The organism is Streptomyces sp. NPDC001027 (assembly GCF_040299045.1).
Lineage (GTDB): Bacteria > Actinomycetota > Actinomycetes > Streptomycetales > Streptomycetaceae > Streptomyces.
Genome location: NZ_JBEPBI010000081.1, coordinates 22126 through 33500, shown reverse-complemented (window position 1 = coordinate 33500; position 11375 = coordinate 22126). Strand labels below are relative to the sequence as shown.

Genomic DNA, 11375 nt, shown 5'->3' with positions numbered 1-11375 from the left:
GGCCCGGCTTCGAGGCGGGCCGCGCCTTCGGGGTGTCCGGCGAGGCCGGCGGCTCGGGCGAGCCCTGGGCGCTGCCGGCCGGCTGCTGGACGACCGCCGCCTGGCTGGCCGCACGGTCCGCGAAGTCGTTGAGCGGGTCGCCGTCGACCTGGTGCGCGGGCACATAGCGGAAGTCGACGGAGCGGCCCTCGAGCAGCTCGTCGATGCGGACGACCAGCTCCTGGTTCGCCACCGGCTTTCCGGCGGACGTCTTCCAGCCGTTGCGCTTCCAGCCGGGCAGCCATGTGGTGACCGCCTTCATCGCGTACTGCGAGTCCATCCGGACCTCGAGCGCGACGGCCGGATCGGTGGCCGCCAACAGGCGTTCCAGCGCGGTGAGTTCGGCGACGTTGTTGGTGGCCCTGCCGAGCGGGCCCGCCTCCCAGCGGTCCGGCGCCTCCGTGTCGTCCGCGACCACCCACGCCCAGGCCGCCGGTCCCGGGTTTCCCTTCGAAGCCCCGTCGCACGCGGCCACCAGTCGTTCACGCATGCGCCCGATCATGCCATGACCGGCTGGGTCCCCCGCCCTGCCGCCCGGCCGGACGGGGCCGGACGGCGTCGGCGGCCGGACCGGTCAGACGTCCGTGGTCTGCGGCATCTCGCCGGCGGTGGTCGTCACGTCGATCATCGAGAAGTTCGCGCCCTGCGGGTCGCTGATCGCCGCGAACCGTCCGAACGGGGTGTCCATCGGGCCGAAGCGCAGGGTGCCGCCGTTCTTCGTCGCCCGTGCCACGGCGGCGTCGCAGTCGTCCACGGTGAAGTAGACGTTGACGTACGAGGGCACCTCGGGCGGGAACTCCTCCGTCATCCGCATGCGGCCCAGCACCGTGTCGCCCCCGACGTCGAACATCCGGAAGTCGACCGCGTCGTCCTGCATCTGCTTCGCCGTGTACGGGAACACGGCCGGGAGGAACGCGTCCGTCCGCTCCGGTTCGCGGGTGAAGACCTCGGCCCAGCAGTACGCGCCGGGCTGCTCGGGCGGGGCCTCGAAGCCCTCGTGGGAGCCGGCCTGCCACACGCCGAACACCGCGCCGCCCGGCTCGCGGCCCAGGCACATCGTGCCGAATTCGCCCACCTGCATGGGCTCCATCAGCACCTCTCCGCCGTTCTCGCGGATCTTCCCGGCGGTCGCGGCGGCGTCCTCGGAGGCCAGGTACAGGCACCACTGCGACTGGCCTTCCTGGCCGGGCATCGGCGGGACCACCGCGGCCACCGCCTTGCCGTCGGCGTACGCCTGCGTGTAGTTCCCGTACTCCGACGACGCGTCGCCGAAGGTCCAGCCGAGGACCTCGCCGTAGAAGCGCTTGGCGGCCTCCACATCGCTGAACATCGCGTCGGCCCAGCACGGGGTTCCCTCTGGTCGTACGGCCATGGCGGCGGCCCTCCCGGTGAGATGGATTGTCCGGTTCCTCACGCTAGCCACCCCGCCCGCGCAGCGCGCGCCGAACACCCGGGTCGCCCGGAACACCCCCTGCATGGCACAGCCCGTCGCGGCCCGCGGGGCCCTTAATGGTTGGACTGCGTCGCCGCCGATCGCCTGGAATGGGACACATGAACGCCATGCGGATGCACGCCGACGAGATCGACCTCGACGACTCGCTGGTCGGCCGGCTCGTCGCCGCCCAGTTCCCGCAGTGGGCCGGGCTTCCGCTGCGGCGGGTGGCCTCCTCGGGGAGCGAGAACGCGATGTTCCGGCTGGGCGAGGACATGGTCGTACGGCTGCCCCGGCATCCCAGGGCCGTGGCGAGCGTCGCCCACGAGCAGCGGTGGCTGGCGCGGCTGGGGCCGCTGCTGCAGGCGGCCGCGCCCGAACCGCTGGCGCAGGGCGGGCCGGGTGAGGGGTTCGCCTGGCCCTGGTCGGTGTACCGCTGGCTGGACGGCCGTAATCCGGTCGCCGGCGCGGTCGAGCGGCCGCAGTCGCTGGCCGCCGACCTGGGGGCTTACATCGCCGCCCTGCGAGCCGTCCCGCCGCAGGACGGACCGCCGAATCCCCGGGGCGTTCCGCTGGCCGAGCGGGACGGACCCACCCGCGACGCCCTCGCCCTGCTGGAGGGCCAGATCGACACCGCGGCGGCGCGCGCCGTGTGGGACGAGGCGCTGCGCGTCCCCTGCCGCACGGAGCCGCCGGTCTGGGCCCACGGAGACCTCTCGCCGGGGAACGTCCTGGTCGCGGACGGGCGGCTCGCCGCGGTGATCGACTTCGGCTGCGCGGGGGTGGGCGACCCGGCGGTCGACCTGATCGTCGCCTGGAACCTGCTGCCCGCGTCCGCGCGCGGCGTCTTCCGCGACGCCGTGGGCGCGGACGACGCCGAGTGGGCGCGCGGCCGGGGCTGGGCGCTGTCGATCTCCCTGATCCAGCTGCCGTACTACCGGGAGACCAATCCGCCGCTGGCGGCGAACTCCCGGCACGTGATCGGGGAGATCCTGGCCGAGACCCGGTCCGTGGACGCCTGCGCGAGCGGTGGCTACGCGCCGTCGTAGGCCTTCCTCAGGGCCGCGACGTCGAGCTTGCCCATGGCGTACATGGCCTTGGTGGTGCGGGCGGACTTCACGGGATCGGGGTCGCTGATCATCTGGATCAGTCCGTCGGGGATGACCTGCCAGGACACCCCGTACTTGTCCTTGAGCCATCCGCAGGGGCCGGGCTCGCCGCCGTTCTCGGTGAGCTTGGTCCAGTAGTGGTCGACCTCGGCCTGGTCGGCGCAGTAGATCTGGAACGAGATCGCCTCGCTGAAGGTGAACTGCGGTCCGCCGTTGATGCCGACGAACTTCTGCCCGTTGGCGGTGAACTCCACCGCGAGCACCGATCCGGCCGGGCCGGGGCCGGCCTCGTTGTAGCGTCCGATGGCGCCGATGCTGGAGTTCTTGAAGACCGAGACGTAGAAATGGGCGGCTTCCTCGGCCTGGCCGTCGAACCAGAGACACGTGGTGAATCCGTCGGTGGTCATGAGCACCTCCTGGGTGGGAACGCGGTCGCCAGTATCGACTCCCGCCCGTGCGGAAACTCATCGCTCGGCCCCCGTGTCGCCCGCTCGCCCCTCGACGGATCTGCCCTCGGCGGATCTGCCACGGGCAGAGAACCGGCGTGCGGGCGGCCCTCGGCGTCGAGAGTGAAGTCGACGGCATCACGCCACGACGAGGAGACCCGATGACTCCACTCACCACGCTCGCTCCCCGCGCCGCGGAGGGCGACACCGCGCCCTCCCGCTTCGACGACCACCTCGCCGCCCAACTGCTCGGCCAGCGCATCGTGCTGCTGGGCACCCAGGTCGACGAGGTGTCCGCGAACCGGGTCTGCGCGCAGCTGCTGATCCTGTCGGCGGAGGACCCGCGCACCGACATCGGCCTGTACATCAACAGTCCCGGCGGATCCGTGCACGCCGGGCTCGCCATCTACGACACGATGCGGCTGATCCCCAACGACGTGTCGACCCTCGTGATGGGATTCGCGGCCAGCATGGGGCAGTTCCTGCTCAGCGTGGGCGCGGCCGGCAAACGGTTCGCGCTGCCGAACGCGCGCGTCATGATGCACCAGCCGTCGGCCGGGATCGGCGGCACCACGGCGGACATCGAGATCCAGGCGGAGAACCTGGAGCACACCAAGCGGACCATCGAGCGGATCACCGCCGAGCACACCGGGCAGTCCCCGCAGACCATCTCGCGGGACGGCGACCGCGACCGCTGGTTCACGGCCGAGGAGGCCAGGGAGTACGGGATGGTGGACCGGGTCGTGGAGTCCCTCGCGGACGTCCGCCCGGCCGCGCAGAAGCGACGGATGGGGCTGTGACATGGGGACCTACACGATTCCGAACGTGGTCGAGCGGACCCCGCAGGGCGAGCGGTCCTACGACGTGTTCAGCCGGCTGCTGTCCGAGCGGATCATCTTCCTCGGCACCGAGATCGACGACGGCGTCGCCAACGTGGTGATCGCGCAGCTCCTGCATCTGGAGGCGGCGTCCCCGGAGAGCGAGATCTCGATCTACCTCAACTCCCCGGGCGGCTCGTTCACCTCGCTGATGGCGATCTACGACACGATGACGTTCGTCCGGGCGCCGATCGCGACGCTGTGCGTCGGACAGGCGGCCTCGACGGCGGCCGTGCTGCTGGCGGGCGGCGATCCCGGCCGCCGGCTCGTGCTGGAGCACGCGCGCGTGCTGCTGGGGCAGCCTGCCAGCGGCGGCCGGCAGGGCACGGTCTCGGATCTCGCGCTGCAGGCCAAGGAGATGGTCCGCATCCGCGCCCAGGTGGAGGAGGTGCTGGCCCGGCACACCGGCCACGACATCGCGACGCTGCGCGCGGACATGGACCGCGACAAGGTGTTCACCGCACAGGAGGCGGTCGCGTACGGCCTCGCCGACGAGGTGCTGAGCCGGCGCCCCCTGACGGTGTGAGACGCCGGCCCGCGCGGCTCGTCAGGCGGCCAGGCAGAGCCCGTCGTGCCTCGGGGCGGTCGTCGCCCGGCTGCGCACCGCGCGCCGGGCGGCGTGCCGGGCCAACTCTCCCTGGGTTCGGGCCAGCAGGTCGCCCAGGCTGAGACCCAGGGCCTGGGCTGCGGCCGCGAGCACCTCCGAGGAGGCCTCCTTTCGGCCCCGCTCCACCTCCGAGAGGTACGGCATGGAGATGCGCGCCTCGTCGGCGACGTCCTTCAACGTGCGCTCCTGTGCCTGGCGTTCACGGCGCAGGACGTCTCCGACGAGGTCGCGCAACAGCGGTTCGCGGGGCGTCGGCCGGGAGACGGTCCCGGGCGCCGCGGCGGGGACGGCGGGCGGGGGGACGGCGGGGGCGGCGGCGTCCTGGCGCCCGGCAGGCGGGCGCAGCGGGATCACGCGGGCTCGGTTCGGCGTCTGGTGGCTCACCTGCCCAGCCTAGGAGAGCGGGCCGCCCCGGGAAGGGGGAGGCGTTGCGCCCTGGGTGGAATCGGCGTCCCGCCCCGTACGCATGGGTCGCGCGTGGGCGGGTACCCGCATCCGCGAGCGGTCCCGCGTGCGGTCTCGCGTGCGGGCGCCCGCTCACGCAGCGAGCACGACGCACGCCGAACCGTGACGGGGCACGGTGACCGAGTACCCGACGTTCGAGGGAGAGGCCATGCAGACCGCCGTTGTCCGGTCGAAGGCCGAGGTCGTCGAGAACGCCGCCGGGGCAGGACCGCACGACGCTGCGCTGCCCGGCGTCGAGGCGCCGCGGAGCGTGGCTCCGCGCGACGCGCGCGAACTGTCCCGCCAGTTCTTCCGACGGCTGGCCGGCCTCGAGGAGGGCACGCCCGAGCACCAGTACGCGCGCAACACCCTCATCGAGATGAACATGTCCCTGGTGCGCTTCGCGGCGGGCCGGTTCCGGGGCCGCGGGGACGACATGGAGGACCTCGTGCAGACCGGGATGATCGGCCTGATCAAGGCCATCGACCGGTTCGAGGTCGCGCGCGAGGTCGAGTTCACGTCGTTCGCGCTGCCGTACATCGTCGGCGAGATCAAGCGGTTCTTCCGGGACACGACATGGGCGGTGCACGTCCCGCGGCGGCTCCAGGAGCTGCGCGTCGAGCTGGCGAAGGCGCGCGAAGAGCTCTCCAGCCGGCTGGACCGGGAACCGACGGCGGCGGAGCTGGCCACGCTGATGAACCTCGCGCCCGAGCAGGTGGTCGAGGCGCAGATCGCCGCCAACGGCTACACCTCCTCCTCGCTCGACGCGGCGCTCACCGCCGGCGACGGCTCCGAGCGGGGCGAGTCGGTCCTCGCGGACTTCATCGGCGTGGAGGAGGACAGGCTGGGGCTCGTCGACGACTTCCACTCGCTCGCCCCGCTCATGGCGGAACTCAGCGAGCGCGACCGGCGGATCATCCATCTGCGGTTCGTGGAGGAGGCCACCCAGTCGGAGATCGGCGAGCGTCTCGGCTGCTCCCAGATGCACGTGTCCCGCCTGATCAAGCGGATCATCGGGCGGCTGCGCCAGGGGATGCTGGGCGAGCTGGGCTGCGCCTGACCCGTCCGCGGCCAGGCCGGACCGGCGCGCGCTGCGCCCGGCCTGACGTCAGAAGCTGAGCACGGCGCAGACCCGCTTGCCGACCGGCACGCGCTCGGCGGTGACCTGCACGGCCACCGCGTGCACGATCTCCAGGCCGTGCCGGCCGACCCGCTCGGGGTCCTTGGGGTAACGCATGGGCAGGGCGTCGCTGCTGTCGTAGACGCTCACGGTGACCGAGGCCTCGGTGCCTTCGAGCTCGAGGATGTACGGCCCGTTGCTGTGCCGGTCGGCGTTGGTGACCAGTTCGCTGACCACCAGCATCACCTCACCGCACACGCGGTCGCCCACCGTGGCGCACCACTCGGTCCTGAGCTGGTCGACGAAGTGCGCGGCGAAGGCACGCGCCTCGGCTATGCAGCCGGGGTCTCCCGTGTAGTGCGCCGCGCGCCGCAGCGGTTCCACGGGTACGTCGAAACCAGTCGGTATCACTGCCCCGTCCAGGTGCTCGATCATGCAGTTCTCTCTCGGAGGCCGGACTGTCCGGACGCTGCTGTGCACCAGTGCTCGTACCCCGTGCCGCGCCGTGCAGTCCCCGTCATGTCTGACCTGTTAAGGCTACGGCCATGCCGTACCTCACAGTGCGGGCGGCCCCGGCCGTGAGCGAGGTGAGGGCTGCTCACGGCCGGTCGGCCGCGGTCTACTGCGACAGCGCCGAGAGCGAGCTGCCGGGCGCGCTCGACAGCTCGGACAGCGAGCTCGGCGGCGAGGGCGACGCCGGCGCTTCGGACGACGGCGGCTTCGAGGACGGCGGCTTCGACGACGGCGGCTCGGAACTCGGCGGCTCGGAGGACGGCGGCTTCGAGCTCGGGGACTCGGAGGACGGCGGCTTGGACGACGGCTTCTCGGTGGACGAGCCGGACGACGGCGGCAGGACGCATCCCGGCGGGCTGGCGCCGTGCGTGTCACCGGTCGCCGGCGACGCGCACGGCGGAGACGCGGGGCTGGTCAGGGAGCTCGGCGGGGCGACGATGATGGACGGCGTCCTGTGCGCCGGGGGGCGCGTGGGCCGGTCCTTGCCTCCGTCGTCGCCCGGCCGGCGGGCGAACCAGTGGTGGGAGTCGTGGGGGTCGTAGAGGACGAAGACCTTGATCACGGTCGTCGACGGCATGACCGTGACGGTGGTCGCGGGGCTGTACGTGGGCCACGACCGGCCCGTCCGCCGGTACCCGCTCTGCTGGGCGACGGGCGGGGTCAGCGGGTTTCCGCAGGCGCAGCGCACCCGGGGCACGCCGAGCCGGTCGACCAGCACGGCCGTGCCGGCCTGCAGGATCGCCTGGTAGGACGTGGCGCGGCCGTCGCGGTATCCGTGGTTGGTGACCCGGGTGTCCAGGCGCAGCTGCACCGAGGTGAGAGAACGCAGATAGGCGGGGACGCCGGCCGGGGCGATCCCGACCACCGAGGCGAACGCCGCGTTCTTCTGGGGCGCCTGCTGGAGAGCCGTGATCTGCTGCTCCACGTCGCAGCTGGCGACGTTGCGGGTGCCGCCGTACAGTCCGGGCTCGCCGCCGCGGACGGCGGGCACGGTGTTCTGGGCCGGGGCCGAGCCCGACGGGGCGACCGTGGCGGGCGGGACGGACGCCTTCGTCGCGGAGGTCGTGGTCACGGGGTCGGGGCCGACCTCGCCGGCCGGCTGCATGAACACCTCGCCGGCCTGGTCGGACGTGCCGCCGCCGGGCAGGGTCAGCACGAGGGCGAGAGCGGTGGCGGCCACGACGGCGACGGTGATCAGCGCGATCCGGGGCGCGGACTTCCACCACGGCCGGTGCGGCGGCCCTGAGCCCGCTCCGAAGTCGCCGCCGGACGGCGGGGAGGGCGGGCCCTGGGGCGGCTGCGAGGAACCCGAGGACAGCGGACCGGAGGGGGGACCGGTCGGCCGCCCGGACGGTTCCGTGGGCGGTTCCGAAGGACGGCCGGACGACGGCGGTTCGACGCTCACGAGCACTCCCGACATGGGGTTCCCGCGGCACGGTGTCCGACGGAGCCGAGGCGATCGGCGGCGCCGGCGGGACCGCGCGCCTGCGGGACGTGCGACCGGCGCAAACCGGAATCATCCGATATGCGCCGCTTTCTTCCACCACGACCATTGTGTGCTCCGGTCGGGCGCCGCCCGCAAGCCGGGCGGCCCGTACGGTCCCTCCCGACGGGCGCACTCCCCCCGCGCTGCTTAGCGTGGCAGGGTGAGTGCGCAGACCCCCCACGACCAGGCAGGATCCCCGACGCACGGCTGGGGGCGCGCGGTCGTCACAGCGCTGGCCGGGCTGATCGCCATGGGCGTGACGGCCGCACTGGGACTGTGGGCGGCCGGGGCCGCGGATCTGCCCGAGGGGGCCTTCCCCCGGGTGATCGCGGCGACCGTCGTCACGGCCGTCGGCGGCACGGTCGAACTCGTCGGCGACGCGGGCGGCCTCGCCGAGACCGACGCCGGCCTGACGGTGATCCCGCTCTCCGTGACCCTCGTCGGGGCGCTCGTCGTCGGCGCCGGATTCCTGTGGCCGCTGCGCCACCGGGCGGTCGTCGGGGCCGCCGAGCTGGCCGGCTGGGCGGCCCGGATCGCCGTCGGGTGGCTGCTCGGTCTGCTCGGCCTGTCGTTCGCCGCCCGCCAGACCTTCAAGGTCTCCCTCGGCGACGGCGCCCTGAGCGATCTGGGCGACCTGTTCGACGTCGGTCCCGAGGTCGGCTTCAGGACGGACGTGGCGGTGACGGTCCTGGTCGGACTGCTGTGGCTGGCCGGAGTGCTGGTGCTGGCCCAGCTGGTCGCGCGCGGCGCGCCGTTGCCGGCCCGGTTGCTGCGCTTCCAGGAGCCGGTGCGACCGGCTGCGCATGCGATGGTCGTGCTGCTGCTGGTCTGCGTCGCCCTGGGCGTCGTCATCGCGCTCGTCGTCGCGGCGACCCGTGGACACGCCGCCGAGACCCTCGCGGTGATCCTGCTCGGCCTGCCCAACCTGGTGTGGCTGACGTTCACCGTCGGACTGGGCGCCACGTGGGACGGCCGGGTGGAGGGGCCCTTCGGGCTGCCGATGCCGCATGTGCTGGACGAGGTGCTGCGCGGCAAGGAGACGGCACAGCTCGACCTCGGCGCCCTTGCCGCGTACGACGGCCGGGTCTGGTGGCTGGTCGTGGTGGACGCGGTTCTGCTGCTGGGGGCGGGGTTCCTGATGGCGGCGCACTCACCGCCGGGCATGGCGGCCTGGCGGCATGCCCTGCACATGGCCGTCGCCCTGGTGCTCACGGTGCTGATGATCTGCCTGGTCTGCCGGGTCCTCGCGCACTACGGCCTGTCCGTGCTCGGGCTCGGCGACCTCGGCGGCAACCTGTCAGGGGAGCTGTACCTGCGGCCCCGTCTGTGGTCGGCCCTGGGCCTCGCCGCGTTGTGGGGCCTGGTCGCCGGGCTCCTGGGCGGCCTGCTGGCCGGCCTTGTCCGCCGCCGGGGAACGCAGCCCCCGCCGCGCTGACGCCGCCGTCGCGGTCGCGGTCGCGTAGGGCCCGCAGGACCGCCTGGGCTCAGGACCTGCGGGGCCCGGGATCAGGCGGATCCGCGGGGCCCGGGATCAGGGCCGGCGGCCGCCGAACACCGGGCGCGCCCAGAGCGGAGGCTCGGGCGCCGACGGCAGGGCGTCGACCAGTTCCGTCGGCGGGTGAGCCGCCGGGTGCTCGCGCCCTCCCGTCGACCTCAGCTCGGCGACGAACGCGCCGCAGGTGTCCTGACGGTCGTCGGGGCTCTTCGCGAGGGCCCGGACGAACACCCGGTCCACATGCGCCGGCAGGTCGGGCCGGGTCTGTGTCAGCAGCGGCGGGTCGGCGTTCTGGTGGGCCCACAGCAGCGCCATGTCGTCGTCGCGGAGGAAGGGCGGACGGCCCGCGAGGCACTCGTAGACGACGCAGGCGAAGCCGTACACGTCGCAGCGGCCGTCGACGGGGCGGCCGGAGATCTGCTCGGGCGAGACGTAGTCGAGCGTGCCGACGAACTGGCCGACCGTGGTGAACCCGGTCAGGGACAGCGACTTCTTCGTCAGCCCGAAGTCGGTGAGATAGGCGTGCTCGGGATGGTCGGTGTCGGTGCCCCGGGCCACCAGGATGTTGCCGGGCTTGACGTCCCGGTGCACTAGCCCGTGCTCGTGGGCCGCGTCCAGCGCCGAGGCGATCTGCGCGGCGATGCGGACGGCCTTCGCCAGCGGCAGCGGACCCTGCCGGTCGAGCAGATGGCGCAGGTCGCTGCCCTCGACGTAGCGCATCGCGATGTACAGCACGCCGTCGGTCTCGTCCGCCTCGAAGACGGGCACGATGTGCGGGTGGTCGATCGCCGCGGCCGCCCGCGACTCATGGGTGAACCGCTTGCGGAACACGTCGTTGCGGGCCAGCTCCGGCGCGAGCAGCTTCAGCGCGACCGTCCGGTCCAGGCGCAGGTCGTGGGCGCGGTAGACGACGGCCATGCCGCCGCGGCCGATCTCGCGCTCGATGCGGTAGCCGGCCACCTGCCGCCCGACCAGTTCGGAGGGCCGGCCGGAGAAGGGGCTGGTCGTGTGCGCCATCAGGGTCTCCGGTCCCGGTTCACGATCCGGGTGACGGTGTGGTCGAGGTCCTGCTGCCGGCCCTGCTCACGGTCCCCGGCCCGGTCTCGGCCCTGGTCATGGTCCCCGACGCGGTCCCCTCTGCGGTCCCGGTCCCGGTCTCGACCCCGGTCCCGGTGCTGACCCCGATCCCTGTCCCGGTCTCGGTCCCAGTCGCGCTCTCGGTCCCAGTCGCGGTCGCGGTCCGGGTCTCGGTCTCGACGGCGATGCTGGTCGAGGCCCTCCGACGCGTCCGACGGGTCCGACGGCTCGGCCGCCGCCGCGTGCGGCCCACGGTCCGTCGCGTATGTGCTGAGGCGGCTCCCGTCGCCGTACACCCAGCGTCCGGCGACGGAGTCGTACATCCAGACGTCCTCGCCGTCGACGACCACGCCGAGCCGCAGCCCTTGGGTGCGGCGGCGGAAGGACTCGCCGTCGAGGCCGCCGTCCGCCAGATCCTCCACCGCCGCCCGGTACCGGGCCAGGGCCTGTTCGGCACGGTCGAGGAGGGGACGGGGGTCGGCCGCGGTCGTGTGCGGGCCGCCGGCACGGGGCGGGTCCTGGGGGACGGCGACCAGACAGCGGCCGTCCACCCAGGCCGACCAGCCGTTGGAGCACAGCACGCGTCCCCAGTCGCCGCGCCGCTCCAGGAGCCGGACCGGCAGCAACGGGTCGAGCGGCATGGTGGGACGGGCCGGATCGGGCTCCTCCCAGGCGGGCATGCCGTGCTGGGGGACGACGTGCGTCGGGCTGAATCCGGGAGTCGTCATG

At 73.3% G+C, this 11375-nt stretch carries 12 protein-coding genes and 1 pseudogene; 5 read left to right on the top strand and 8 right to left on the bottom strand.

The window, feature by feature from the left end; all coding sequences use genetic code 11:
* Both ABT300_RS22460 and ABT300_RS22455 read right to left on the bottom strand, forming a co-directional pair.
* The coding region (locus ABT300_RS22460; RefSeq protein WP_351678531.1) for a ribonuclease H family protein at positions 1–541 on the bottom strand (541 nt) is incomplete at its 3' end.
* Positions 542–613: 72 nt separating this feature from the next.
* Positions 614–1411 (bottom strand): VOC family protein, encoded by a 798-nt coding sequence (locus ABT300_RS22455; protein WP_351678529.1) that lies wholly within the window; start codon positions 1409–1411, stop codon positions 614–616.
* Positions 1412–1590: 179 nt separating this feature from the next.
* On the opposite strand from ABT300_RS22455, the gene ABT300_RS22450 reads away from it, so the two are divergent.
* Positions 1591–2520 (top strand): aminoglycoside phosphotransferase family protein, encoded by a 930-nt coding sequence (locus ABT300_RS22450; RefSeq protein ID WP_351678527.1) that lies wholly within the window; start codon positions 1591–1593, stop codon positions 2518–2520.
* Here the strand turns inward: ABT300_RS22450 and ABT300_RS22445 are convergent.
* Positions 2505–2987 carry a VOC family protein gene (locus ABT300_RS22445; RefSeq protein WP_351678525.1) on the bottom strand — a complete coding sequence of 161 codons (483 nt, stop codon included), beginning with the start codon at positions 2985–2987 and terminating at the stop codon, positions 2505–2507. The genes ABT300_RS22450 and ABT300_RS22445 overlap by 16 nt on opposite strands.
* A gap of 200 nt (positions 2988–3187) precedes the next feature.
* Between ABT300_RS22445 and ABT300_RS22440 the strand changes: the two genes are divergently transcribed.
* Both ABT300_RS22440 and ABT300_RS22435 read left to right on the top strand, forming a co-directional pair.
* A complete protein-coding gene (locus ABT300_RS22440; protein ID WP_351678523.1) occupies positions 3188–3826 on the top strand; it encodes an ATP-dependent Clp protease proteolytic subunit in 639 nt (212 codons plus the stop codon).
* Position 3827: 1 nt separating this feature from the next.
* On the top strand, positions 3828–4430 hold the full coding sequence (locus ABT300_RS22435; protein ID WP_351678520.1) for a ClpP family protease: 603 nt from the start codon (positions 3828–3830) through the stop codon (positions 4428–4430).
* Between the two features lie 21 nt (positions 4431–4451).
* On the opposite strand, the gene ABT300_RS22430 is transcribed toward ABT300_RS22435, so the two are convergent.
* The gene (locus ABT300_RS22430; RefSeq protein ID WP_351678518.1) at positions 4452–4895 is read right to left on the bottom strand and encodes a helix-turn-helix domain-containing protein; all 444 of its coding nucleotides are present in this window, start codon (positions 4893–4895) and stop codon (positions 4452–4454) included.
* 229 nt (positions 4896–5124) lie between these two features.
* On the opposite strand from ABT300_RS22430, the gene ABT300_RS22425 reads away from it, so the two are divergent.
* The gene (locus ABT300_RS22425; RefSeq protein ID WP_351678515.1) at positions 5125–6015 is read left to right on the top strand and encodes an RNA polymerase sigma factor SigF; all 891 of its coding nucleotides are present in this window, start codon (positions 5125–5127) and stop codon (positions 6013–6015) included.
* Positions 6016–6063: 48 nt separating this feature from the next.
* Here ABT300_RS22425 and ABT300_RS22420 read toward each other — a convergent pair whose 3' ends face one another.
* Complete coding sequence (locus tag ABT300_RS22420) at positions 6064–6510, bottom strand: ATP-binding protein (RefSeq protein ID WP_351678512.1); 447 nt, start codon at positions 6508–6510, stop codon at positions 6064–6066.
* Positions 6511–6694: 184 nt separating this feature from the next.
* Positions 6695–7993, bottom strand: coding sequence for a DUF6777 domain-containing protein (locus ABT300_RS22415; RefSeq protein WP_351678509.1), 1299 nt, complete (start codon positions 7991–7993; stop codon positions 6695–6697).
* Between the two features lie 241 nt (positions 7994–8234).
* Between ABT300_RS22415 and ABT300_RS22410 the strand changes: the two genes are divergently transcribed.
* The gene (locus tag ABT300_RS22410; protein WP_351678506.1) at positions 8235–9509 is read left to right on the top strand and encodes a streptophobe family protein; all 1275 of its coding nucleotides are present in this window, start codon (positions 8235–8237) and stop codon (positions 9507–9509) included.
* Between the two features lie 96 nt (positions 9510–9605).
* Here the strand turns inward: ABT300_RS22410 and ABT300_RS22405 are convergent, their stop codons facing one another.
* Positions 9606–10586, bottom strand: coding sequence for a serine/threonine-protein kinase (locus ABT300_RS22405; RefSeq protein WP_351678503.1), 981 nt, complete (start codon positions 10584–10586; stop codon positions 9606–9608).
* A 284-nt stretch (positions 10587–10870) separates the two neighbouring features.
* Positions 10871–11374, bottom strand: a pseudogene (locus ABT300_RS22400) (hypothetical protein); the annotation flags it as partial.
* Between the last annotated feature and the right edge of the window lies 1 nt (position 11375).